The sequence below is a fragment of the Leptolyngbya sp. CALU 1928 genome, assembly GCF_056784215.1.
Genome location: NZ_JBXBCE010000001.1, coordinates 3069403 through 3095383, shown reverse-complemented (window position 1 = coordinate 3095383; position 25981 = coordinate 3069403). Strand labels below are relative to the sequence as shown.

The 25981-nt window shown below is 48.5% G+C and carries 21 protein-coding genes and 2 pseudogenes; 13 read left to right on the top strand and 10 right to left on the bottom strand.

From position 1 onward, the window contains the following. The first annotated feature begins 45 nt into the window (after positions 1-45). Together AC1S5B_RS14465 and AC1S5B_RS14460 are read left to right on the top strand one after the other, a co-directional pair. Positions 46-2805, top strand: coding sequence for a valine--tRNA ligase (locus tag AC1S5B_RS14465; RefSeq protein WP_482036372.1), 2760 nt, complete (start codon positions 46-48; stop codon positions 2803-2805). A gap of 228 nt (positions 2806-3033) precedes the next feature. Next, positions 3034-3522: a hypothetical protein gene (locus AC1S5B_RS14460; RefSeq protein WP_482036371.1), complete on the top strand. Its 489-nt coding sequence runs from the start codon at positions 3034-3036 to the stop codon at positions 3520-3522. A gap of 49 nt (positions 3523-3571) precedes the next feature. Here the strand turns inward: AC1S5B_RS14460 and AC1S5B_RS14455 are convergent, their stop codons facing one another. After that, on the bottom strand, positions 3572-3967 hold the full coding sequence (locus AC1S5B_RS14455; protein ID WP_482036370.1) for a Fur family transcriptional regulator: 396 nt from the start codon (positions 3965-3967) through the stop codon (positions 3572-3574). 44 nt (positions 3968-4011) lie between these two features. On the opposite strand from AC1S5B_RS14455, the gene purS reads away from it, so the two are divergent. Further along, on the top strand, positions 4012-4293 hold the full coding sequence (purS, locus tag AC1S5B_RS14450; protein ID WP_482036369.1) for a phosphoribosylformylglycinamidine synthase subunit PurS: 282 nt from the start codon (positions 4012-4014) through the stop codon (positions 4291-4293). 58 nt (positions 4294-4351) lie between these two features. Here the strand turns inward: purS and AC1S5B_RS14445 are convergent, their stop codons facing one another. Together AC1S5B_RS14445 and AC1S5B_RS14440 are read right to left on the bottom strand one after the other, a co-directional pair. Beyond that, entirely contained in the window at positions 4352-4594 is a 243-nt protein-coding gene (locus AC1S5B_RS14445; protein ID WP_482036368.1) for an RNA-binding S4 domain-containing protein, read from the bottom strand. 212 nt (positions 4595-4806) lie between these two features. Beyond that, positions 4807-5184, bottom strand: coding sequence for a DUF4189 domain-containing protein (locus AC1S5B_RS14440; RefSeq protein ID WP_482036367.1), 378 nt, complete (start codon positions 5182-5184; stop codon positions 4807-4809). A 1-nt stretch (position 5185) separates the two neighbouring features. Here AC1S5B_RS14440 and AC1S5B_RS14435 point away from each other — a divergent pair, with 1 nt between their 5' ends. The 3 genes from AC1S5B_RS14435 to AC1S5B_RS14425 all read left to right on the top strand — a co-directional run bounded on the left by AC1S5B_RS14435 (position 5186) and on the right by AC1S5B_RS14425 (position 8771). Then, positions 5186-5335, top strand: coding sequence for a hypothetical protein (locus AC1S5B_RS14435; protein ID WP_482036366.1), 150 nt, complete (start codon positions 5186-5188; stop codon positions 5333-5335). Positions 5336-5362: 27 nt separating this feature from the next. Next, positions 5363-6619, top strand: a complete 1257-nt coding sequence (trpB, locus tag AC1S5B_RS14430) for a tryptophan synthase subunit beta (RefSeq protein ID WP_482036365.1) — start codon at positions 5363-5365, stop codon at positions 6617-6619. Positions 6620-7322: 703 nt separating this feature from the next. After that, positions 7323-8771, top strand: a complete 1449-nt coding sequence (locus AC1S5B_RS14425) for an adenylate/guanylate cyclase domain-containing protein (protein ID WP_482036364.1) — start codon at positions 7323-7325, stop codon at positions 8769-8771. A gap of 181 nt (positions 8772-8952) precedes the next feature. Here the strand turns inward: AC1S5B_RS14425 and AC1S5B_RS14420 are convergent, their stop codons facing one another. Further along, entirely contained in the window at positions 8953-9114 is a 162-nt protein-coding gene (locus tag AC1S5B_RS14420) for a type II toxin-antitoxin system HicA family toxin (protein ID WP_482036363.1), read from the bottom strand. Next, entirely contained in the window at positions 9111-9311 is a 201-nt protein-coding gene (locus tag AC1S5B_RS14415) for a type II toxin-antitoxin system HicB family antitoxin (RefSeq protein WP_482036362.1), read from the bottom strand. Before AC1S5B_RS14415 ends, AC1S5B_RS14420 begins: the two co-directional genes overlap by 4 nt. Positions 9312-9458: 147 nt before the next feature. Here AC1S5B_RS14415 and AC1S5B_RS14410 point away from each other — a divergent pair, with 147 nt between their 5' ends. From AC1S5B_RS14410 to AC1S5B_RS14390, 5 genes and pseudogenes are all read left to right on the top strand, one after another. Further along, entirely contained in the window at positions 9459-11516 is a 2058-nt protein-coding gene (locus tag AC1S5B_RS14410; protein ID WP_482036361.1) for an Eco57I restriction-modification methylase domain-containing protein, read from the top strand. After that, on the top strand, positions 11467-11856 hold the full coding sequence (locus AC1S5B_RS14405) for a helix-turn-helix domain-containing protein (protein WP_482036360.1): 390 nt from the start codon (positions 11467-11469) through the stop codon (positions 11854-11856). The genes AC1S5B_RS14410 and AC1S5B_RS14405 overlap by 50 nt, the downstream gene beginning before the upstream one ends. Next, complete coding sequence (locus AC1S5B_RS14400; protein ID WP_482036359.1) at positions 11748-12410, top strand: transposase; 663 nt, start codon at positions 11748-11750, stop codon at positions 12408-12410. The genes AC1S5B_RS14405 and AC1S5B_RS14400 overlap by 109 nt, the downstream gene beginning before the upstream one ends. A 225-nt stretch (positions 12411-12635) precedes the next feature. Continuing rightward, on the top strand, positions 12636-13289 hold the full coding sequence (locus tag AC1S5B_RS14395; RefSeq protein WP_482036358.1) for a TaqI-like C-terminal specificity domain-containing protein: 654 nt from the start codon (positions 12636-12638) through the stop codon (positions 13287-13289). 83 nt (positions 13290-13372) lie between these two features. Continuing rightward, positions 13373-14587: pseudogene (locus AC1S5B_RS14390) on the top strand (ISNCY family transposase); the annotation flags it as partial. Positions 14588-14792: 205 nt separating this feature from the next. Here the strand turns inward: AC1S5B_RS14390 and AC1S5B_RS14385 are convergent. Further along, positions 14793-15302 carry a DUF6653 family protein gene (locus AC1S5B_RS14385; RefSeq protein WP_482036357.1) on the bottom strand — a complete coding sequence of 170 codons (510 nt, stop codon included), beginning with the start codon at positions 15300-15302 and terminating at the stop codon, positions 14793-14795. 368 nt (positions 15303-15670) lie between these two features. Here AC1S5B_RS14385 and psbA point away from each other — a divergent pair. After that, positions 15671-16751, top strand: a pseudogene (gene psbA, locus AC1S5B_RS14380) (photosystem II q(b) protein). Positions 16752-17061: 310 nt separating this feature from the next. Next, positions 17062-17529, top strand: a complete 468-nt coding sequence (locus AC1S5B_RS14375) for a hypothetical protein (RefSeq protein WP_482036356.1) — start codon at positions 17062-17064, stop codon at positions 17527-17529. 30 nt (positions 17530-17559) lie between these two features. On the opposite strand, the gene AC1S5B_RS14370 is transcribed toward AC1S5B_RS14375, so the two are convergent. From AC1S5B_RS14370 to gltB, 4 genes are all read right to left on the bottom strand, one after another. Further along, positions 17560-18771 (bottom strand): family 10 glycosylhydrolase, encoded by a 1212-nt coding sequence (locus AC1S5B_RS14370; RefSeq protein WP_482036355.1) that lies wholly within the window; start codon positions 18769-18771, stop codon positions 17560-17562. Positions 18772-18839: 68 nt separating this feature from the next. Beyond that, positions 18840-20321: a glutamate synthase subunit beta gene (locus AC1S5B_RS14365; RefSeq protein WP_482036354.1), complete on the bottom strand. Its 1482-nt coding sequence runs from the start codon at positions 20319-20321 to the stop codon at positions 18840-18842. A 52-nt stretch (positions 20322-20373) separates the two neighbouring features. Continuing rightward, the gene (locus tag AC1S5B_RS14360) at positions 20374-21246 is read right to left on the bottom strand and encodes a GIY-YIG nuclease family protein (RefSeq protein ID WP_482036353.1); all 873 of its coding nucleotides are present in this window, start codon (positions 21244-21246) and stop codon (positions 20374-20376) included. A 103-nt stretch (positions 21247-21349) separates the two neighbouring features. Further along, positions 21350-25942, bottom strand: a complete 4593-nt coding sequence (gltB, locus tag AC1S5B_RS14355) for a glutamate synthase large subunit (RefSeq protein WP_482036352.1) — start codon at positions 25940-25942, stop codon at positions 21350-21352. Positions 25943-25981 lie beyond the last annotated feature (39 nt).

Sequence of the window (25981 nt, the reverse complement as noted above, 5' to 3'; positions counted from 1 at the left end):
GGCGATTGCCATGGCACAATTTAGATTCCCTATTGCATTCCTTCCATGACCGCAAATCCGTCCAGCCTATCTACTCAATATGATCCCTCTACCACTGAAGCCAAGTGGCAGCAATATTGGGAAGACAATCAAGTGTTCAAGGCTGATTCTACCCATCCTGGTGAACCCTACTGTGTCGTGATTCCACCGCCAAACGTCACGGGCAGCCTGCATATGGGTCACGCCTTTGAACACTCCTTAATTGATGTGTTGGTGCGCTATCACCGGATGCTTGGACGCAACACCCTGTGGTTGCCCGGAACTGACCACGCCAGTATTGCCGTGAGCGCCATTCTCGATCGCGAACTGAAGGCTCAGGGCAAAACTCGTCAGGATGTCGGGCGGGAAGCTTATTTGAAACGAGCCTGGGAATGGAAAGAAGAATCCGGCGGGGCGATCGTCGGGCAACTGCGGCGCTTGGGCTTGTCGGTAGACTGGTCACGAGAACGCTTCACTATGGATGAAGGTTTATCGGCGGCGGTGTTAGAAGCCTTTATCACCCTGTATGAGCAAGGGCTGATTTATCGCGGACAGTATTTGGTCAACTGGTGCCCTGCGACGCAATCGGCGGTTTCTGATTTGGAAGTGGAAAATCAAGAAGTCAACGGACACCTCTGGCATTTTCGCTATGCGCTCACCGATGGATCTGGCTATGTGGAAGTGGCGACGACCCGTCCCGAAACCATGCTGGGCGATACGGCAGTGGCGGTGAATCCCACGGACGATCGCTACCAGTCGATCATTGGCAAAACCGTGACATTGCCGATCATGAATCGTGAAATTCCGATCATTGCTGACGAGTATGTGGATGCTTCCTTTGGTACAGGCTGCGTCAAAATCACTCCAGCCCATGACCCCAACGACTTTGAAATGGGTAAACGTCACAATTTGCCATTCATCAATATTCTGAACAAAGACGGCACTGTCAACGAGAACGGCGGAGAGTTTCAAGGACAAGATCGCTTTGTCGCCCGAAAAAGAGTGGTTGCCAAACTGGAAGAATTGGGCGCACTGGTCAAAATTGAAGACTACAAGCACACCGTGCCCTACAGCGATCGCGGCAAAGTTCCCGTGGAGCCGCTGCTTTCAACCCAATGGTTCGTCAAAATTGATTCCCTGTCCCAACAGGCGTTGGGTAGTCTGGATGAGCAAGACTCGCCTGTTTTTGTGCCCGATCGCTGGACGAAAGTATACCGGGATTGGCTGGTGAGTTTGCGGGATTGGTGTATTTCGCGGCAGTTGTGGTGGGGGCACCAAATTCCGGCTTGGTATGCCGTGAGCGAGACAGGCGGCGAGATTTTGGACAATACGCCTTTTGTGGTAGCACGTAATGAAGCGGAAGCTAGAGAAAAAGCGATCGCGCAATTTGGTGCAGCGGTGCAGCTTCAACAAGATCCTGACGTATTAGATACCTGGTTTTCATCGGGTTTATGGCCTTTCTCTACTCTGGGCTGGTCTGAGGAAACGGCAGATTTCGATCGCTACTATCCCACCACTACTCTCGTCACTGGGTTTGACATCATCTTTTTCTGGGTCGCCCGCATGACCATGATGGCAAAGCACTTTACCGGACAAATGCCCTTCAAAACGGTTTACATCCATGGCTTGGTGCGGGATGAAAACAATAAGAAAATGTCCAAATCCGCCAACAACGGCATTGATCCACTGCTGCTAATCAACAAATACGGCACCGATGCCCTGCGGTATACCTTGATTAAAGAAGTGGCAGGTGCAGGGCAAGATATTCGCTTGCTGTATAACCGCAAAACTGATGAATCCGAATCAGTGGAAGCCTCCCGCAACTTCACTAACAAACTGTGGAACGCCTCCCGTTTCGTGATGATCAACTTGGAAGATTATGAGTTTTCAATGTTGAGTTCTGACTTAATAACTCAAAGCTCTCTTCCCCTTGCCGATCGCTGGATTTTGTCCCGCTTTCACCAAGTCACGCAACAAACTCGCACTGCGATCGACAGTTTTGCCTTGGGAGAAGCAGCGAAGGGCTTGTATGAGTTTTTCTGGGGGGACTTTTGCGATCTATACATTGAACTGGTCAAATCGCGCCTATTGGGAGATGATGCGGAATCTAAACAGAGTGCCCAACAAGTGTTGGCGTTTGTGCTAGATGGCATCTTAAAACTGTTGCATCCGTTCATGCCACACATTACCGAAGAACTCTGGCAAACGCTGACGGGATCAGGAACCACCCCACCTGACACGCTCCATACGCTTGCCCTGCAACCCTATCCAGAAGTCTATCTCACGTTGATTGATACCGACTTAGAGCAGCAATTCACCTTAATTACCGACACGATTCGCACGATTCGCAACCTCCGGGCAGAAGCCGACATTAAACCTGGGGTTAAGATTCGGGCAATTTTGCAAAGTGAGAGCGATCGCGAACGTCAAATTCTGACCGCTGGGCAATCTTCCATTCAAGATTTGGCAAAAGTCGAAACCCTCACCATTCAGCACCCCACTGAAAGTGATCCGGCGATTGCCACTGAAAAAATGGTTGTTGGAGTCACTGGAACAGTCCAGATTCTTATTCCCCTGTCTGGCGTAGTGGATATGGATGCCCTGCGAGTCAAGATAGAAAGAGACTTGAAAAAAGTTGAAGCAGAAATTCAAGCCCTTTCGAGTCGCCTGAATAATCCTAGTTTTGTCAATAAAGCTCCAGCCGACGTAGTGCAAACTGCCCAAGCAACCCTTGCAGAAGCGCAAAAACAAGCAGAAATATTGCAAAATCGACTGCGGGAGATCTAAATGTTTCCTGCCAATCGAGGCAACAACCTGGTTCAACCCACAAAATTAGAGATAATTATTAAACTCTCTTAAAGAGAGGGAGTATACTCTCTTCGTGCCAAAGTTAGAAATTATTAAGACCACGAGTATGCAGATGTTTAAGCTGTGAAGTTGTCTACTCTTGCTTGTAGCCTCCACTCATTAGCTCTATGTTTGTTTTTATACTCCAAAAAGTAGAAAGGCGAAAGCATGTTGTGTCTGGCTCAAGTAGAGACTAAACAATCTGCCGACAGTGCAGAACTGAGAATACTCGCTCATCAGCGATCAGAATATGCTTGGGCGATCGTCAATGAGCAAGACACTTTAGCCTGTGTCAAAGCCACTCACTATACTCAGGGAACACTGGTCTTACTAACACTTTCCGATGCTCGCGAAGTGCTAGAAGTGAGTGACATAAAAGATTGGTTGTTGGATATTATTCGCACTTTGTTAGTTACAGGCATCACTCCGCAGTTTTTGCAAGAAGAATTTGAACGAACAGAGCAATGGCGGCAAACCCTCACACTTCAAAGCCAAGATCTTGATCGGCGCGCCTTAGAGCTAGAAGCTCGTCGTGAACAGCTTGAACAGCTTGAAGAAAGCTTAAAGCGAGAAAAAAAGCAACTGGAATCCTTAGCTGCCCAGTATCGAGAACAAAACCAAGAACATGATCAGTGTTCAGAGCTAGAAGCGCATTAAGACCAACGCTAAGCTGTCTTAAGCAAAATCAAAATCTATCAAGAGTCAATCATTTAGAAGCATTCGCTTGCTGGCAAGCGGTACACAGTCCAAAAAATTCCAACATGTGGTAATAAATTTTGAATTGATAGGACTGATGAAGCTGATCTTCCAAGTCATGAATAGGGCATTCACCAATGGGAACGGACTTGCCACATTGCAGACAGGTTAGATGATGTCGATCTTCTTGAACCAAGCTATAAAGCGATTCGCCGTTGGGGACTGTTCTAGCCTGCACCAAACCTTCTAGTTTCAGGCTTTCTAGCGATCGATACACGGTTGCTAACCCCATTGATAGGTCACGCGATCGCAGTTCAACATAGAGATCTTGAGCAGAAATTGATCCTTCTAAAGTTTTAAGGAGTTCAATAATACGCTCTTGGCTGCGAGTGCGGCGAAAGTTCATAAAAGCGGTAGCATCAGAACTGGACTATCGTTTGGAATCGGGTTGTGACCCAGAAATATCAGGCTCAAATCTATGTTACTCTTCGCCCGTCTGTTCTAGATCCTGCGGGAACAGCGGTGCAATCGGGACTAAAACACATGGGATACGATCAAGTAGAACAAGTCAGAATCGGCAAGTATATTGAAGTTATCTTAACGGCTGAGGATAAAACAGCAGCCGGGGATCAACTCGATCGCATTTGTGATCAGCTACTTGCCAACCCAGTAATTGAAAATTACCGGATTGAGCTAGCGGAAATATCATCACCCATGAATAGCTATTCATAAGTATAGGAAAACTTGATCGTTAGTAGACCTTTACAAACCGCACTTCGTATTCTGCATTTTATTCCCATCCATCCAGCAGATTGGCGAGATCCACCTGAAAGATTTCCCCAAAAGTAGAAACGCGATCGCCCTGGATCAGTTTTCGCCCGCGTCGCGTTTCCACTTTGCCATTCACTTTCACCTCACCATCTTGAATCAACAGCTTTGCCTGTCCTCCCGTATCAACAACCCCTTTAACCTTGAGGAATTGATCCAGCTTAATGCTTTCGCTATCCGTTTTAATGCTTTCGCTATTCGTCATTGCTAGCTCTTGCTCGTCTTACATCTACTTCCACCCTACACTTTCACCGCCTAAGTTTGTAAACGCCCTAAGTTTGTAAACGTAAGTAGCAGCAATTCATTGACTGTTTACCTACCCAAGGACTTTGCCCAATTTCGTAAGGTAAGACTTCGCCAGCGATTGAGGGCAGCGAAGTCTTACCCACTTTTCTTTTATGATGAGCAACCACGCTTTTATCGATCGGTACAAGCCCAAGTTGTGATCTTGCAGTCGCCGCTGCCACAAGATGAAATCGCTTCAGCTTTTGCTTCAGCTTCACTAGCGCTCCATCCCCAGCCGATTACCTTATCGTTCTCAGCCACCGCACCACAGGCATTTTTGAACCACACCCGCACCACACAACCAGGCTCACCGCATTCTTTTAAGGAACTGGCTTCAGCCTGGGCGCGGGTTGGATAGTTATAGGTATAGCCCCATTGCCCATCTTCGTCGGTTGAGATTGCTCCATACATATCCTGGGCAGAGGCTGCGGTTGCCGACAGCATTTGGAGCGCGGCGATCGCCACTACAGCCAATCCTGAAGCTTGGGTCAATTTAGAAAGAAGCCGCATCGTGACTATCCTTGTTACTAAGGTGAATATTGGGTTTAACCCTCATCCAATAATTCCCATATTCCCCACCCAGATCACGCTTTCATGCCTAGGATTTAGTGCCTTGATTGATCGCGTGTTTTCAATCACCAAGGGGCGATCGCCATTATAATTAAAGCCTGTTGCATTGCTAAAACCCGTGACTACTACTCCATTTCGTCCCAGTTCTCAGCCCACTTCATCCGCTCAACGCCCTGATACCCTGGGAAGATTTGGTAAGTTTGGCGGCAAATATGTTCCCGAAACCCTGATGCCAGCACTGGCTGAGCTAGAAGCTGCTTTTTATCAGTACCGCGATGATCCCGCTTTTCAAACCGAGCTTCAGGGATTGCTCAAGGATTATGTGGGTCGTCCAAGTCCACTCTACTTTGCCGAACGGTTAACAACTCACTACGCCAAGCCCGACGGTACTGGCGCACAAATTTATCTCAAGCGAGAAGACCTCAACCATACGGGCGCGCACAAAATCAACAATGCCTTGGCGCAGGTTCTACTAGCAAAGCGCATGGGTAAACAGCGCGTTATTGCTGAAACCGGAGCCGGACAGCATGGCGTGGCAACGGCAACTGTTTGCGCTCGATTTGGGTTGAAATGCGTTATCTATATGGGCGTTCATGACATGGAGCGGCAGGCGCTAAATGTCTTTCGGATGAAGCTCATGGGGGCGGAGGTGTCTCCGGTGGAAGCGGGGACAGGCACGCTCAAAGATGCCACTTCGGAAGCCATTCGAGATTGGGTAACGAATGTAGAAACTACGCACTATATCCTTGGATCAGTCGCAGGACCTCATCCCTACCCGATGATTGTGCGCGACTTTCACCAAGTAATTGGGCAAGAAACCCGCGTCCAAAGCCAGGAAAAATGGCAGGGCTTACCCGATATTCTATTGGCATGCGTGGGCGGCGGTTCCAATGCCATGGGGCTATTTCACGAGTTTATCAATGAGCCATCGGTGCGCTTGATTGGAGTTGAAGCGGCTGGCGAAGGAGTAGACACTGGAAAACACGCCGCAACGTTGACACATGGGCGAGTTGGAGTGTTGCATGGCGCAATGAGCTACTTACTTCAAGATGAAGATGGGCAAGTGATTGAACCCCATTCCATTAGCGCTGGATTAGATTATCCAGGGGTTGGACCTGAGCATAGTTATCTTAAAGAACTAGGTCGTGCTGAATATTACAGCGTTACGGATCAAGAAGCGCTAGATGCTTTCCAACGGTTATCTCAACTAGAAGGAATTATCCCCGCCTTAGAAACCGCCCACGCGATCGCCTATTTGGATGTCCTGTGTCCTCAACTGCAAGGCTCTCCTCGGATTGTGATCAATTGCTCTGGACGAGGCGATAAAGATGTTCAAACCGTGGCGAAGCTGTTTGAGGCAACCGGAAAAATTTAATCCTTTTCTAAACAGTTTTATTTGGATTTGTTGTTCTCGCTGCTGTGTGGAGCGCCAATGATCCTTACAAGAGCGGTCAAACTGACGGTGAATACCCAATGGATTAAGGTATGTGCCCCCAGAAGAAGGCGATCGCGCTTTTCCACAAAACCGTTTGGTTACCAACATAGTGCATAAAGCAAGACTGTATGGTTTCCATTTCAGCGTCCGTTAAACTTTGAATGAGGTAGCTTCTGTAGGTTGGGGCTTTAGCAGCGATCGCAAACCACCGCTGATCTGTCTGAATTGCCTGTGTTCACAACTGCCCTTGCCCGACGATCTCATCTTGACCAATAAACTCATCCTAAGTCCGGGAGTGCATCCGTGCTGCCAGCGGCACTTCTACTTCAGGGTGCGCCTGACGAGGCTGCTCAAATAAAACCGTAGCAACAATAGCAACAATCAGTCTAAAACAAACTTTTGAGGGTGAAAGCCTTTAGAGCATCAAACAGCTTTTGCGATCGCCATACAAACTTAATAGTTTGGATTAAATTTGAATTGTGAATAAGATTTTTCTTAAATTAGTTTTATTCTCCTGAAGCTAAATGCATCTGCTTGAAGTGAGTAATAATCCAGGGCTTTTGATAACAGAGACTTTTTACTCTATGCCGTTGCTATTAACCAGGAAAAAGTGAAAATTGCGAAATCATCTATTAACAGGTTATTGACTAGACTGCTTCAACTGCTGCACAAACGGACAATTGCTGTTCTTGCGGTGCTTTTTGTAGCGGGAGTTGTAGGCGCATGGTGGAACATATCGCAACTATCCAGCACTTGGGTTTACTCCCAAGCGTTGCAGAGCGCAAGTCAGTACGCTGAGGTGATGCAGGCTGCCCGCACACTTTACAGTTCAGAAGCGGTCGATCGCGCCAAAACAATTCCTGGCATTACCGTTACCAATGAGTACACTTCAAAAACTGGTGCAATTCCCCTCCCCGTCACCTACCTGATTGAACTAGCTCATTATATTACCGAAAAAAATTCAGGCATGGCCGTTCGGCTTTACAGTGACTATCCTTTCCGCCAACGTCAAGCCGAGGGAGGCACACGCGATGAGTTTGAGCGAAACGCAGTGATGCGCCTCCGGGCAGATCCCGAACAACCCTACGTTCGGATGGAAGAGTTTCAGGGGCGGATGGCATTACGGTATGCCCAAGCCGACATCATGAAACCCAGTTGTGTAGCTTGCCACAACACTCATCCTGACAGCCCCAAACGCGATTGGCGAGTGGGAGATGTGCGGGGGGTTTTGGAGATCATTCAACCGCTGGATGTTTTCATGGCTCAAACCAATCGGGGCTTAAACGGCACGTTTGCGATGCTGTTGGGGTTAGCTCTGCTGGGATTGCTGGGAATTGCTATTGTAGTGGGTCGGTTACGGCAAACCTCCAAAGATTTGGAACTACGGGTGATTGAGCGCACTGCCCAACTTCAACAAACAAACCAGAAGTTGTCTCAAGAGCAGGAAAAATCAGAACGGTTACTGTTGAATATCTTGCCTTCATCGATCGCCCAACGGCTGAAGGAAGGCGACAATAGCATTGCGGATGGGTTTTCTTCCGTCACGATCTTGTTTGCAGATCTGGTGGAATTTACCCAACTGTCTGAGCGGATTCCGCCTGCGGAATTGGTTGCGTTACTGAATGAAATCTTTTCAGCTTTTGATCGCCTTACTGAGCAATATGGCTTGGAAAAAATTAAAACAATCGGTGATGCTTACATGGTTGTGGGTGGGTTACCCATCCCCCGCCCTGACCACGCTGAAGCGATCGCCGACATGGCGCTGGCAATGAGAGCAGAAATTGCCCAATTTAATTTTCGCCATCAACAAAACTGCAATTTACGCATTGGCATTAATACGGGAGCGGTTGTGGCGGGAGTCATCGGCACAAAGAAATTCATCTACGACCTCTGGGGCGATGCCGTGAATGTCGCCAGTCGCATGGAGTCCCACGGGGTTTCCGGTGAAATTCAAGTAGCTGAAGCGACCTTTGAGCATTTAAAGCATCAATACAACTTCCAGCCTAGAGGGACTATAAAGATAAAAGGCAAAGGTCAAATTAAAACCTATTTCTTAATAGGAAGAAAATTAGAATCTGTCCTCACCCAATGATTTCTAATCTTTGCAAGTAGGTGGTGAACTGATGCCTCAGACTACTAGCTTAGTGAGGGGTGTATCAAAGCGATCGCTCCAAGCTGTGAAAGAGAAGCGCGATCGCTCCGGGTCTTTAAGAAACGGCGCTCCAGTTAATCTAAATCTTTCTCTGTCAATCCAGCATCTCTTAGAAGACTTCTCACAGTGCCAGAGGTAAATCTCGATTGCTATGAACCGGGATTGAAAGAATCACAGTTTCATCCTCTTTGGCATAGATGTGATGACTACCAGTGATTCGTTTTAACGCCCAACCATACTTCTCAACAATCTTGCACAACGCTTTACCGGAGATCGAGTTCATACAGTCAATTCAATCAACTGTTTTTCTGGTTCAAGGGTTTCTTGCTGTCCAGAAACTTCAAGCCAACCTTGAATTGCATCTTCTAACATTTCTAGCAATTGTTCGTAGTTTTCTCCCCAAGTATGGCAGCCCGGAAGAGCCGGGACAGACGCACACCAAATACCGTCCTCCTGCCAAATAACAGCCTTGATTTTCATCTCAAATTTCTCATATCGCTTCGTATCAACAGTTTAACGTGAGCGATCGCTCCAAGCTGTGAAGGAGAAGCGCGATCGCTCTATGGAACCCCATGAATCAAGCGATCGCCTATCATCGAAACAAGGTTTCAGCTTGAAGGCGCGATCATGACAGTTCCCAATAAAGTTTTGGAGTTGGTGGAGCGGTTCCAAGAAAATGAAGGGGCTTATCGATCGCCCGATTATAAAGAAGCCCATATTCGCCAGGACTTTATTGATCCTTTTTTTGCTGAGTTGGGCTGGGATCTGCGAAATGAACAAAATGCCTCAGAAGTCTATAAGGAAGTGATTTTTGAGGATGCCATTAAAATTGGCGGATCGACGAAAGCGCCCAATTATTGTTTTCGGATTGGTGGCAACCGCAAGTTTTTTGTGGAGGCAAAGAAGCCGTCAGTGAATCTAGCAGATAGCGTGAGTGCGGCGTTTCAGGTGCGACGCTATGGCTGGTCGGCGAAGTTGCCTGTGAGCATTCTGACGGATTTTGAAGAATTTGCGGTGTATGACTGTCGGGTGATTCCAGACAAGACGGACAAAGCATTCACTGCCCGATCGCTCTATTTGGGTTATCGCCAATATGCCGATCGCTGGAACGAGATTTATGACCTGTTCTCGAAGGAGGCAGTGTTAGGCGGATCACTAGAGCAGTTTGTCGATGAAACGAAATCGAGAAAGGGCAGCACTACGGTTGATGCGGTGTTTTTGAAGGAGATTGAGTCGTGGCGAGAATGGTTGGCGATCGCGCTATCAGCCAACAATCCCAACCTATCGCAACGGGATTTGAACTTTGCGGTGCAGATGACGATTAATCGGCTGATCTTTTTGCGAATTTGTGAAGATCGGGGGATTGAACCTTATGAACAACTGCGATCGCTAACCCAGCAAGGGCAAGTTTATGAGCAATTGACTCGATTGTTTCGGCAAGCAGACGATCGCTACAATTCTGGCTTATTCCACTTCAAACCAGAGAAAGATAGACCCGATGCCGATGAATTTACGCTGACATTGACCATTCCCGATGCGCCACTTCAGCAGATTATCCAAAATTTCTACTATCCCGACAGCCCCTATGAGTTTTCGGTAATTCCAATTGAAATTCTGGGGCAAGTGTATGAACAGTTTTTGGGCAAGGTGATTCGCTTAACGCCGACCCATGAGGCAGTGGTCGAAGACAAGCCAGAAGTGCGAAAAGCAGGCGGAGTCTATTACACGCCCACCTGTATCGTGGAATACATTGTGCAAAACACTGTTGGGCGATTGCTGGAGGGGAAAACGCCCAAACAAGCCGAAGCGATTCGCATCCTCGACCCTGCCTGTGGTTCCGGTTCATTTTTAATTGGAGCCTATCAATTTTTGCTGAACTGGTATTTGCAGCAATATAGCGCCAACCCAACGAAGTACAAAAAACAACTGTATCAGGGCATCGGCGGCGATTGGCGGCTGACTTCTGATGCCAAAAAACAGATTTTGCTGAACCACATTCACGGCGTGGATATTGATTTGCAAGCCGTCGAAACTACCAAACTTTCTTTATTGTTGAAAGTCCTGGAAGGTGAATCGCAAGAAACCCTGAAAAAACAGCTATCCCTCTTTCAAGAACGGGCACTACCCGACCTAGAGAAAAATATCAAATGTGGCAATTCCTTAATCGGCTCTGATTACTACGATCAGATACAAATGAATTTGCTAAGTGAAGACGAAATCTATCGAATTAACGTCTTCGATTGGGAAGAAGGGTTCCCAAAAATCATGCAATCCGGTGGCTTTGATGTCGTCATTGGCAATCCACCTTATGTCAGGCAAGAATCATTATCAAAAACAAAGACATACTTCAAAGGTCATTACACATCCTTTGACAGTACATCCGATCTATATATCTATTTTATAGAAAAAAGCCTCAGGTTGTTACAAAAAAGGGGTGTCTTTAGCATCATTGTTTCTAGTAGCTTTTTGAGAGCAAGTTATGCTTCAGAACTGCGTAAATATCTTCAGCCCGATTACTCGATATTAGAATTTATTGATTTCGAGGGGTATGCAGTTTTTGATAGTGCAAAAGATACTTATACAGCGGTTTGCGTTCAGATAGGGGACACTAAAGTGGTGCAAAAGAAGGTAACGAATGAAGCCGTATTCCATCGACTTGCGAGAACGAGTTGTCAGTGCGATTGAACAAGGAGATAGCTCTTTCAGAAAAGTAGCGCAGCGCTTCTGTGTCAGCAAAAACTGTGTCGAGCGGTGGGTCACTCAGAAGCGGACAGAAGGTCATGTGGTGCCACGCAAGCAGGGTGGGTCGGTGAGTGCGGTGATGGAGCATCAGAATCAGTTGATGGCGATTTTCGAGCAACAGACCGATGCGACCTTGGCAGAATACTGTGAGTTATTGTTTGATGCGACTGGACTATGGGTAAGCCAAAGCACCATGTGTCGGACATTCCAGCGACTAGATTTACCACGCCAAAAAAAACACTCCGCGCCCACCAAGCGACGAGCGAACGCGTACAACGCTTAAGAGGGGAGTATTGGACCCAAGTCAAGGGGGTAGACCTCAAGGACTTAGTGTTTCTTGATGAGATGGGAGTTTTGCTGGGACTGATGCGAACGCATGCCCGTGCAAGGTCTGGAGCACGAGCTTACGACTTCAAACCCTTTTATCGCGGTAGTAAGGTGAGTGTCATTGGTGCGATCTCGGTCTCAAAAGTCCTGGCTGTAATGACAATGGATGCTTCGATGGACGCGGCTGCCTCTGAAGTCTATGTCTTCCAGTGTCTTGTGCCCCAACTCTGGCAAGGGGCTGTTGTGGTCATGGACAATCTGCCGACCCACAAAGTAGACGCGATAGCACCTCTAATTGAAGCGGTTGGCGCAAGGGTGCTGTACCTGTCTCCTTACTCCCCGGAATTTAACCCCATAGAACACTGGTGGTCGCAGTTAAAAGCCTTCTTAAGGCAGTTCTCGCCGACGACCTCGAAACGGGTCGATACGCTGATTGCAACGGCGATGGATTTAATGAATCCGAAGCATTTGCGAAACTGGTTTGCCCACTGCTGCTACTGTCCCTCATGAGTCTGCAAACCGCTGTACTTGTATTCCAACTATAAGAAGAGCTGAACAAAGCGAATCAATCAGAGTTTGTAAAACTCGTCAGTCAATCTTCTGTCCTTTAAACAGCAAGCCTTAGAAGAAAGTTATGAAATTCCAACATCTCGCTTACATCAAAATGGGTGGATACTTGATACGGAATCTCAATATCAGGCTTTTTTGAAAATAAAATTGCATGGAATCAATTTGTTGGAATATGTCAATAATAAGCTGTTTTATGGGCTAAAAACTGGACTAAATCAAGCTTTTCAAATAGATGAGCTATTTTATTCACATATGGTTAGGCAATGCCCTGAAAGTAGAGACTTGATTAAGAAGTTTTTAGGAGGACAAGATATAAAGCGTTACTGCATTGCAAGTAATCTTAGATATTTAATTGTGATTCCTAGCGGTTGGACAGCAAAAAAGTCGCAAATTAGTCACCCTTCTGAAGCTCAGGCGTGGGATTGGTTCTATAAAAATTATACGATCCTTGCAAGACATCTTGAAACATTTAGAGATGAAGCTAAACGTAGACAAGATCAAGGTCAGTTTTGGTGGGAATTGCGTGCTTGCGATTACTATGATTACCTCGACAGACCTAAAATTGTGTATCCAGACATTGCAAAGTTTCCACGGTTTTATCTTGATTCGCAAGGTACATATATTACGAATACAGCTTACTGTCTGGGCACAGATGATCGATATTTATTAGGTATCTTAAACAGCAAGCTTTTTTGGTTTGCTATTAGTTGCATCAGCATTCCTTTCGGCACTCGCGCAGGTGAGTTTCGATATAGACTGATTTATCAGTATATGGAAAAAGTACCTATTCGGGCAGCAATTCCAAATTCAAAACTTTGACAACTCGCTGAATCAGACTGGAGGATAAGGAAACACCTCGTGGGAGCACGGTGATGGAATCATTGCCTTTAAGTTTTGGGGTGTTGTTAGGCTATCTGCATCAAGCCATCAGTCGGATTGAAGACCCAAGGCAAGCGAGTAACGGCACCCGCTACAGCGTGAGTGACGCAATCTTGGCAGCGTTTAGCGTGTTTTTCATGCAGTGCGAGTCTTTCCTGGAGCACCAACGGCAAATGCAGAGTCGGCAGGGCAAGGATAACGCTCAAACATTGTTTGGGTTAGCTCAAATTCCGAGTACACCGCAAATCCGCAATATTTTGGATCACCTGGCTGCACCTGTCCTAACGGGTGTGTTTGAGCAGGTGTATCGAGGTTTGAGGCAAGGGGGATACTTGCAGGCATACCACTGCTTGGGAGGGCATTTGTTAGTCACCTTAGACGGGACGCAATATTTCAGTTCGCAGAAAATTCAGTGTCAGCAGTGTTCAACTCGAACGCATAAAAATGGGCGTGTGACCTATTTTCATAGCGCGATTCTACCCGTGATTGTCGCTCCTGGTCAGTCGCAGGTGATTGCCTTAGCCCCCGAATTTATCAGTCCGCAAGATGGGTCTGTGAAACAAGACTGCGAAGTGGTGGCGGCTAAACGCTGGATGCAGACCCATGCGGGGCAATTTGCCCAACACCCAATAACGCTGCTTGGGGATGACCTCTATAGTCGTCAACCGATGGTTCAGCAGTGTATAGAGCTTGGCATAAACTTCATTTTTACCGCTCTACCCGACTCTCACCCTGCCCTGTACGAGCGCTTGCACGTGCTTGAGGTTTTGGGGGCGCTCGAGACCCTAGAAATCCGGCAATGCCACCAGCGCACTCCAGCGATTTATCACTACCGCTATGCCAATCTCGTGCCGATTCGGGACACTCAACCCGCCTTGCTGGTCAATTGGTGCGAACTGGTCGTTACCCGGGAACACGACGCTCAGGTGCTCTACCACAATGCCTTCATCACCCACCATCGCTTGGGTCATACCACCGTTGCCTCAGTGGTCGCTGCTGGTAGAAGTCGATGGAAGACCGAAAACGAAAATCACAATGTCCTCAAAACCAAGGGGTACCATCTCGAACACAACTTTGGGCATGGGCAACAGCATTTAGCCAACTTTTTGCTCACGCTCAATCTCCTGGCTTTCCTGTTCCATACAGTGCTTCATCTAGTGGACACGTCTTATCAGAAAATTCGCCACCAACGGGGCACTCGCAAGGGTTTCTTTCAAGACATCCTCAGCCTGACTAAGTATTTGCTATTCAATAGTTGGCAGCATCTAATTGACTTTATGCTCTCCGATGCAGACCCCTCTCCTATCACTGATTCCTCTTAAATTTTTGAATTTGGAATTGCTGCTATCTAACGTTCCCGCTCTCCAGACGCAGACAACTTCTGCAACAAACCGACCATATTGAAACGTTCCGGTGCAGCGGGGCTGTTCGGCTGCGACCGTATCAGTACAGCCAGCTTCGATACTCTGGAACGATATCTTTCATCTCCTCGTATATCCAAACCATGCAATCGAGACACCACAACTTACCTAGCGTCACTAAGGTATACCCGAAAACTACGCCCCAAACACTGAATACTACCGAACCCCAAATCACCAGAATTCCGCCCACTGCCGCGATCCCATTAAGCAAGTTAGGAACTCGGTGATGATGTAGAGGAACTAGAACTTGATTGCGGTTTAACCAAACTCGCTCACCCAATACCCCTTTTGAAATCCAATTGTTCGTTGAGCGTGGTCTAGGAAACACATGGGGATTCAACCACGTCCAAAGTACTGCGACCGTAATCGGAATCAGCGACCACCATCCCAACCAAACACGGCTCCAGACTGCCAAACTGAGCAGCGGTAAGACTGTGATGAATCGTGTCCATCCACTCCAGGGATTAGCATGACGGAACCAAGCTTCATCACTCATCCGAAAGGCTAAGGCAATCTTTCTTTCAAATGTCATGGTAGAAGCCTCCATGAAATGAAGCCTTTCAGCTTAACCCATTAGGAGAAACGGTTCATTGCGATTCTGAATCAACTGCTCAATCAATCTAATTGAGTGAACCTCCCTACATCTTTACTGGGGTTCCAAAGATTTCCAATGCGCCTCATCACCCCGAAAACAGCAGTCGAACAACTTTTTGTAACAATTTTAAGGTTGCCTGGAGGGGCTGTGACCACTGCTAATCAATGCAATCGCGCAGATCCATTCCGTGTACCAGTAAAAATATAACTCCACTGCTTTACAAAAAGAAATAAATCTCTTATCTTTATGACAGATGGTTAATTCATCTCAATTATTGTCAAGTTACATAAAGCACTCATAGAACCATGACTACGACATTACAGCGCGTCGAGCGCCAGTCCGTATGGCAGAGCTTCTGCGAATGGGTCACCTCCACGAATAACCGCCTGTATGTAGGCTGGTTCGGCGTATTGATGATTCCCACCCTGCTTTCTGCCACCATCTGCTTCATCATCGCCTTCATCGCTGCACCTCCGATGGCATCAACGGCATCCGTGAGCATGTTGCAGGCAGCTTGATGTTTGGCAACAACATCATTTCTGGTGCAGTCGTCCCTTCCTCCAATGCAATTGGCTTGCACTTCTACCCGATTTGGGAAGCCGCATCCTTAGACGAATGGTTGTATAACGGTGAGTTTACCAACTCGTTGTCCTCCACTTCTTGATCGGCATCTTCTGCTACATGGGACGGGAATGGGAACTCTCCTACCGTTTAGGAATGCGTCCTTGGATCTGCGTTGCATACTCCGCCCCCGTTGCAGCCGCAACCGCAGTATTCTTGATCTACCCCATCGGACAAGGCTCCTTTTCAGATGGTATGCCCCTCGGCATCTCCGGCACCTTCAATTTCATGTTTGTCTTCCAAGCGGAACACAACATCTTGATGCACCCGTTCCACATGTTGGGCGTAGCAGGGGTATTCGGCGGCAGCTTGTTCAGTGCAATGCACGGTTCATTGGTGACCTCCTCGTTAGTGCGTGAAACGACCGAAACCGAAAGCCAGAACTACGGCTACAAATTTGGGCAAGAAGAAGAGACCTACAACATCGTTGCAGCGCACGGCTACTTCGGACGGTTGATCTTCCAGTACGCGTCGTTCAACAACTCACGTTCCTTGCACTTCTTCTTGGGGGCATGGCCTGTAATCGGCATCTGGTTGACCTCGATGGGCATCAGCACCATGGCATTCAACCTGAACGGATTCAACTTCAACCAGTCGATCATTGACTCGCAAGGACGAGTGGTGAACACATGGGCAGATGTATTGAACCGTGCCAACTTGGGAATGGAAGTGATGCACGAGCGCAATGCGCACAACTTCCCCTTGGATTTGGCTGCGGGTGAAGCGACACCTGTTGCACTGGTGGCACCTGCCATCAACGGTTAGTCTTATGACTCGCTCTGTTGAATGAATGAACCTAAGCCCTCCCCTCTCTGGGGAGGGCTTTTTAATGGGAAGGATTCCATCTAAAATAATAATGTCTAACCTGATGTGTGACTAAAGTCAGCCCATCCTGCGGGAAGCAAGCTATGTCCTCTAGTCCCTTCTACGCATGCTCTGTGCTCTACTCCCAAAGCAGGAGCAGGAGGGCAAGATTTCTCAAAGTCCTCTCCTAGAGCGGGAGAGGACTTTAGGGTGAGGGAGGTTGGGATAGTTGCACGTTGCGTAATATCTATAAAAAATCAAGGATAATTTCTTGAATAAACCAGTCGATGAAGCCCTTTCAGACTCAATAGCAAAACAGATTGGTAGTAAAGCTAAATCACCGTTTGAGAATGCGTTTAAGGCAGCTTTAATTCTTAAAGACGTTGCCTATGTACAGGGATTTATTAGTTTTGAAGGGCAGCCTTTTCACCCGCTTGAACATGGTTGGATTGAGTATAGCGATCGCATTGTTGATCCATCCCTGCCTCATCTCGGTAGAAAAGCTGCGGCTCTTTACTATTTTCCTGCTCAGGAATTGACGATTAAGAAACTGAAAGCCGCGATTGAAGAAGCGAAGGAAGATTACCCAGAGGATGAACCATTGCCAATTTATGGTTCTCAACCCTACGAATATTATGGGGATGTCATGCTAGGTGGCAAGGAATATCTCTCAGCCTATGAAGCGGCTGTAGCAAAGTGTAAAGAACTGAATCAGCCCCAATCTAGAAATCGGAATTGAGTCAATTGGAAAGCGAGAGTTCATCCAGATTTACTGCTTGGTGAAGCGGGAAGCGGGCGTTGGAAAAAGGGCTTGGAATCCTGCTTGTCTGGAGATCGCAGGTTCTAATGTTTCATTCCAAAGGCTTTCATAATAAAAAAAGGCAACTCCTAACCGACGCGCTTGGGCTGCTTGAACTTGTGCCTGAATTTGCGACATTGCAACAGGTTTATTTCTCAAACCCGCTAACACTCCGATTCCAGTCGGGATTTTTTGCTGAGTTTCTTGAATTTCTGGACGATTAATCTGTTCGACAAAACTCTCCAAGGTTGGGCGATATACTTGCACAATCAGTTCGTCCACAATGCCCCGACGCACCCAGGTTAGCCAATCCTGCAAATGACGGCGGTAGGCTAAATTGTAATAATTGGGCGATATAGAAAAAATCGCGTTGGGCTTTTTAGCTTTAACGGCAGCCCGGAGTTTGACCATAAAGGCGGTGATTTTATCGGCTCGCCACTTGACCCAAGCGGCATCTTGAGGATTCACGGGCGGCGCTTTTTTCATTTCCTTTGTATACAGCGCTATGGTATAGCGATCGTAGCCAAACTCACTCGGCAAACTGGTGTGATCATCGAACTGAATGCCGTCTCCATCGTATTGAGTGATAATCTCTAGCACTAAATCGGTGATGAATTTTTGTACATCAGGACGAAATGGATTAAGCCAAACGACTTCTCCTGCGGCACTTATGGAAGTTTGGCTGCCATCAAGCTTTTGGGTCAACCATTCGGGATGGTTCATGGCAAGTTCTGAGGTAGGTGGAGCCATAAAACCAAATTCAAACCAGGGAATCACCAGCAGATTTTGTTGATGACCCTGGGCGATTAAGTCTGCCAAAATATCGTGTCCGTCTACTCCTTGATAAACAAAGGGCTGAATTTTCTCTCGTTGAGCGACGGCGCTAGGATACAGGACGTAGCCAGCATTCCAGACTACGGGATAAATCGTGTTGAAGTTTAGCTGCTGAAGTTGGGTAGTGGCAATCTGCACTTTTTGGCGATCGCGCAGAATATCCATGTCGTTGCTTGTCATCCAAACGCCACGAATTTCCTGATGCGGTTGGGTTTGCCCAAGCTCACTATGGAATAATCCCGTCAAACCGAATGTTAACAGGAACAGAATTAGGAGAATGGGCTGAATCCGCTGGAGTGCAGCAGTCAGTAACTTGAGGCTGTGCCGGAGTGGATAGCCAATTCTCATGGGCGGCTTGCGAATGATTGAACGCTCTTGTTTTAACGTATTTCAAGCGCGATCGTCCTTACTCACTGTTAAGGTAAATCCGTGTTACCCATCAGATAGCGATCGCATTCCCGCGCCGCGTTACGTCCTTCGTTGATTGCCCAAACCACCAGGCTTTGCCCCCGGCGACAGTCTCCTGCGGCAAACACGCCCGGAATGCTGGTTGTATAGTTTGTTGGATCAGCTTTGACATTGCTACGGGGATCACGTTCCACACCTAAGGAATCGAGCAATAGCTGTTCTGGACCCAGGAAACCCATTGCCAGCAGCACCAATTGGGCAGGCAGTACTTGTTCGGTTCCAGGAATGTGTTGAGGAATAAATTGACCTTTCTCGTTTCGTTCCCACTTAACTTGAACTGTGTGAATAGCTTTGACGTTGCCCGTTTCATCGCCTTCAAACTTTGTCGCTGTGGTGAGATAGCCACGGGGATCATCGCCAAACACCGCAGCAGCTTCTTCTTGTCCGTAATCCATCCGGTAAACTTTGGGCCATTCTGGCCAAGGATTGTTGGGAGCGCGAGTCAGGGGAGGCTTGTCCATAATTTCAAGCTGAATCAGGCTTTTGCAGCCATGGCGCAGGGAGGTTCCAACGCAGTCAGTGCCCGTGTCGCCGCCGCCGATGATCACCACATCTTTGCCCATGGCAGAAATGGGCGTGTTGGGATTCTGGTCTAGCAATGCCTGAGTATTGGCAGTGAGAAAATCCATGGCAAAGTGAATGCCATTCAGTTCTCGTCCTGGAATCGGCAAGTCACGAGGTTTGGTGGCTCCCGTACACAGCATCACCGAGTCATAATCCCGCAGCAGTTGCTCGACGGGCAGGTCTTTGCCGATTTCTGTGTTGCACTGGAAAGTCACTCCTTCGTCTTCCAATAGCTGGAGGCGACGCTGGACGATCGCTTCTTTCTCTAGCTTCATGTTGGGGATACCATACATCAGCAGTCCACCGGGGCGATCGGCGCGTTCAAATACCGTCACCCAATGTCCAGCTTTGTTCAGTTGGTCAGCGGCAGACAGCCCCGCAGGACCAGATCCAATTACGGCAACTTTTTTGCCGGTGCGTTTGCTGGGTGGATTGGGTGTAATCCAGCCTTCGTCCCAGCCTTTATCGACGATGGAGCATTCAATATTTTTGATAGTAACGGGCGGATTGGTGATGCCCAAAACGCAGGAGCCTTCACAGGGAGCGGGACAGACTCGACCCGTGAATTCGGGGAAGTTGTTGGTTTTGTGCAGGCGATCGAGGGCTTCATGCCACAATCCGCGATACACCAAATCGTTCCATTCAGGAATCAGGTTGTTGATTGGACAACCGCTTGCCATGCCGCTGATGATGGTGCCCGTGTGACAAAAGGGAGTGCCGCAATCCATACAGCGGGCACCCTGGTCACGAAGTTTATCCTCCGGGAGATGCCGATGGATCTCGCTCCAGTCGTGAATGCGATCGCCCGGTGCGCGATCGTCCGGCAATTCCCGCACATATTCAATAAAGCCCGTTGGTTTTCCCATGATGATGTCTCAGTTAAAGTTGTGTTGAGAAAAATAATGTTTTACTGGCAGGTCAAAGCAAGTCAGCTTTTATCCCTTTTTCTGCTCTCTCAAGCTGTGAATCTTGCCAATTTGCATACGATTGATTTGCATCTTTGACTTGCCAAGTTGTTCGCCCGTTCAGAGATAAACCACCTACTATGCAGGCAGCAGCGCTTGGACTTGTTAAAGGTAAATCTTGCGTCAGTCTCCAGCAGTCAGAATTATCAGAACTTACTAATCTTCCATCCTCCAGAAGTTGAGAGCGAAGTTGTCTGTATGAGCTAGGTAAACTAGAAGTCTCTTCTTTGCAAAGGGTCGAGGCTTTAAGAATAATGAACTCATCATTCACTTCTTGGGCGTACGCTGTAGCTTTTTTGTAGTTCATGTAAAAGATCGGCGATTCATGGCTGATAGCTTCAGTCGATTCTTGATCTTGCAGGGTTAGCAGCGGCATAGAAAATGAAAGACCTAAGACAGGAAGCAACATCTGCACCTGCTCAAGAAAGTATTCCATATCAGCTACGTCAGGTTCTGGAAGTCGAGGTATGTCTGGATTAGTCCCATTGATAATCTTTGAACGCTGGGCTTGAACTGCTAACGAAATTAAGCGGCTCTCCAAATAACGAACATGAGCTTTGGTCAGATTGTCATCTTTGCTAGTAATGACGACAGTACGTCTCCAAAAATCTTTAGCTTGGTCTTTACTATGTTGAATTAGCCTCTCCCAGACACTATCGCTTTCACCAATATAGATAGCTTCAGGAAGGGTAGAACTTTCTGGATTATCGCCAGCCAAAACATATATGCCTGTTCGCCTGATTTCAGTACGAGTTGCGAGGTCTGCTAACTGAGTTCTGGGTGCAACCGTGACCATGCCTGTCCAATTCATAATCTCAACGGTCATTACTCCACCAGGAATACCGTCAACAAGATACATTCTGACTGTTCTACCCTTCATTAACCAATTGCTTTTCCTGCAAAGTTTTGACTGTAGCTAGCAATTGCAATCAGCTTCCACCGATGCGGGCTACGTCGCGGGCGTTGGCTTCAAAGGCAGCGGTGAGGGCATCGTCGCCGCTGAGTCCAGAGGCGATCGCGTCTGCAATTGCCTGTAGTACCCGCTTGTAATCCTTGGGCATCACCTTGACGAATTGGGGCACCATGGCATCCCAGTTAGCGAGCACTTGGGTAGCTTTGGGGCTACCCGTATAGTCAATGTGTTGCTGAATCAGTTGGCGCAGGTCGGCGATTTCTTCTGGGTCAGACAGCGTTTCTAAGCCCACCATTTGTTGATTGCAGCGAGTGGCAAAGTCCCCCGCTTCATCCAAAATGTAGGCAACCCCACCGCTCATGCCAGCGGCAAAATTGCGTCCGGTTGCACCCAAAATCACCACTTTTCCACCTGTCATATATTCGCAGCCGTGATCGCCCACGCCTTCCACGACGGTGTTAACCCCGGAGTTGCGGACGCAAAAGCGTTCTCCCGCAATGCCATTGATATACACTTCGCCGGAGGTTGCGCCATACAGCACCACATTGCCCACAATGATGTTCTCTGCTGCCGTAAACGTGGAGACTTTGGGTGGATAGAGGATGATTTTGCCGCCGCTCAATCCTTTGCCCAGATAGTCGTTGGCATCGCCTTCCAGTTCTAGGGTGATTCCCGCTGGCACAAAGGCTCCAAAGCTTTGTCCAGCGCTGCCCTGGAAGTGAAGATGGATGGTGTCGTCTGGCAATCCTTCCCAGTGGCGTTTGGTGATTTCATTGCCCAAGATGGTGCCCACGACGCGATTGACGTTGGTAATCGGCAAAGTAGCAGTGACTTTTTCGCCCCGCTCGATCGCTGGTTGGCAAAGTTCCAATAGTTTCGTCATATCGATGGATTTTTCCAGCCCGTGATCTTGGGGAATCTGGCAGTAAAGCCCCACGTCAGACGAAACCTGCGGCTGATAGAGGATTTTGGAGAAATCCAATCCTTTCGCTTTCCAATGGGCGATCGCGTGTTGAGGTTCCAAAACATCCGTGCGACCCACCATTTCGTTTAAGGTGCGGAACCCAAGTTGCGCCATCAGTTCCCGGACTTCCTGAGCAATAAAGGTCATGAAGTTGACGGTATGGGCAGGATCGCCGGTAAACTTCTCGCGCAGTTGCGGATCTTGGGTGGCAACTCCCACGGGGCAAGTGTTGAGATGGCACACCCGCATCATGATACAGCCGAGGGTGACCAGTGGAGCCGTGGCAAAGCCAAATTCCTCGGCACCGAGCAAGGCGGCAATCACCACATCGCGCCCGGTTTTCATCTGTCCGTCGGTTTCAACCACAATGCGCGATCGCAAATTGTTGAGTACCAACGTCTGATGGGTTTCGGCTAAGCCCAGTTCCCAGGGCAATCCGGCGTGTTTAATCGAGGTTTGGGGGGAGGCTCCCGTGCCGCCATCGTAGCCAGAGATCAGCACCACATCGGCATGGGCTTTGGCAACCCCAGCGGCGATCGTACCTACCCCAATTTCCGAGACGAGCTTGACGCTAATCCGGGCGGCTCGGTTGGCATTTTTCAAATCGTGGATCAGTTCTGCCAAGTCTTCGATCGAGTAAATATCGTGGTGGGGCGGTGGCGAAATCAGCCCCACACCGGGCGTAGAATGGCGGACTTTGGCAATCCAGGGATAGACTTTTTTGCCGGGAAGTTGACCGCCTTCACCGGGTTTTGCGCCCTGTGCCATTTTGATTTGCAGTTCTCGCGCTTGCGATAGATAGAGACTGGTCACGCCAAACCGACCAGAGGCAACTTGTTTAATGGCACTATTTTTGGAGTCGCCCTGATCGTTTGTCCAGGTATAGCGATCGGGATCTTCGCCGCCCTCACCCGTATTGGATTTGCCGCCAATTCGGTTCATGGCGATCGCCAAAGCTTCATGTGCTTCCTGGGAAATCGAACCGTAGCTCATCGCCCCTGTTTTAAAGCGTTTCACAATCGCTTCAATCGGTTCAACTTCTTCAATCGGCACGGATGGGCGAGTTTTGAAAGCAAGCAATCCCCGCAAGGTAAAGTGCTTCTGGTTTTGCTCGTTGACCAAAGCGGCGTATTGTTTGTACAACTCGTAGTTGTTGTCCCGGACTGCCTGTTGCAGCGTGTGAATCACCTGGGGGCTGAACAAATGTGCCTCGCCTTCCTTGCGCCACTGATATTCGCCGCCCACATCCAGGGTATGCCCGTTGACTTCGCGATCGGGGAAAGCATGATGATGACGGGCGATCGCTTCTTGAGCAATCACGTTCAAATCAGCCCCCTCAATTCGAGATGCTGTCCAGGTGAAGTAGCGATCAATCACCGATTGATTTAGCCCGATCGCTTCAAAAATCTGGGCACCGCGATAGCTTTGAATTGTGGAAATGCCAATTTTAGACGCAACTTTGACTACACCCTTCGTCGCCGCTTTGATGTAATTTTTGCAGGCAGTGGCATAATCTACATTCACTAACAAACCTTCCTGGATCATGTCGGAGATCGTTTCAAAGGCGAGGTAAGGATTAATCGCCCCACAGCCATAGCCAATCAGCGTGGCATAGTGATGCACCTCGCGGGGTTCGCCCGACTCCAGCACCAGACCCACGCGGGTACGAGTGCCTGCTCGAATCAGGTGGTGATGCAATCCAGCAACCGCCAGCAATGCGGGAATGGGAGCATGATCTGGGTCGATCGCGCGATCGCTGAGAATCAGAATATTAACCCCCGTGGCGATCGCCTGATCTGCCGCTGCGGTCATCTCCTGGATTGCCTGTTCCAGACCTGCTACACCCGCTTTCGGATTGAACAGAATCGGCAACGTCACAGACTTGAAACCCGCTTGATCAATCCGCTGAAGTTTTCCTAGCTCTTGATTGCTCAGAATGGGCGTTTTAAGCTCAATCAAACGGCAACTTTCCGGCTCTGGCTTTAACAGGTTGCGCTCTGACCCGATGGTGGTTTCCGCTGAGGTAATAATTTCTTCCCGAATCGAGTCAATCGGCGGATTGGTCACCTGAGCAAATAGCTGCTGGAAATAGTCATAGAGCAACTTTGGACGGTCAGACAATACGGCTAGGGGAGTATCGGCACCCATCGCTCCGATCGCTTCCACGCCATCTCGCGCCATTGGAGTAACCAATAGTCGCAAATCCTCAAACGTGTAGCCAAAGGCGGTTTGTCGTTGAATCAGCGGAACGGTGAACGGGATTTCTGCGGGTTCGGGTGCGTCTTTAAGCGCTGCCAAGGACACCATATGCTGAGTCAGCCACTCGCCATAAGGATGCTCTGTGGCAACCTGCTGCTTAATCTCTTCATCCGCAATAATGCGCCCCTGAGCCATATCCACCAAAAACATCCGCCCCGGTTGCAGGCGACCCTTAAAGGCAACTCGCTCCGGCTCAATCGGCAAGACTCCGGCTTCCGATGCCATGATCACCAAATCATCTTTGGTGACGTAATAGCGCGAGGGACGTAAACCATTGCGATCGAGGACTGCGCCCATGATCGTGCCATCGGTAAACGCGATCGAGGCGGGACCATCCCAGGGTTCCATCAGGCACGAGTGATATTTATAAAATGCCTTCTTCTCCTCGCTCATGGATTCGTGAGCCGTCCAGGGTTCCGGCACCATCATCATCATGGCGTGGGGCAGCGATCGCCCTGCCAGCACCAACAGTTCCAGCGCATTGTCAAAAATCAGCGAATCGCTGCCGTCAATATTGATCACCGGCTGCGCTTTTTTCAGGTCATCGCCAAATAGCTCAGATTCAAACAACGATTGGCGGGCGTGCATCCAGTTAATATTGCCGCGCAAGGTGTTGATTTCGCCGTTGTGGGCAATGTAGCGGTAGGGGTGAGATCGCTCCCAACTTGGAAAGGTGTTGGTGCTAAAGCGAGAATGCACCAGCGCCAGGGCACTCTCCATATCAGGATCATGCAACTCAGGGTAATACTGTCCCACCTGCACGGGCATCAGCATTCCTTTATACACAATCGTCCGGCAAGACAGGCTTGAAGGATACCAGTAGGGATCAATCTGAGTCGCCCGAATCATCGAGTGCGATCGCTTCCGAATCACATACAGCTTGCGCTCAAATGCCAAATCGTCAGCTAGTTCAGGCGATCGCGCAATAAACACCTGTTGCATAAACGGCTCACTCGCCTTTGCCGTATTGCCCAATGACGAATGATCGGTTGGAACGTCCCGCCAGCCTAGAACCTGCTGCCCCTCTTCCGCCACAATGGTTTCAAAAATCCGCCGACTCGCTTCTCGCTGAGCGCGATCGGGCGCAGCATAAATCATGCCAACGCCATAGCTTCCCACCTCAGGCAAGCTAATTCCTTCTGCCGCTGTTGCCTTTTGCAAAAACTTGTGGGGAATCTGCATTAACAGTCCCGCCCCATCTCCGGTATTGGTTTCAGCCCCACACGCTCCCCGATGGTCAATATTTAACAAAATTGTCAGCGCTTGCTCAACAATCTCGTGGGATTTGTGACCCGTTCTGTGAACGATGAAACCCACTCCACAAGCATCGTGTTCAAACTGTGGATCATATAAGCCCTGTTTTGGAGGCAGTCCGTTGCTATTCATTAAATTACGACCCAATCAAGTAGCGGCAGAAGATTTTAA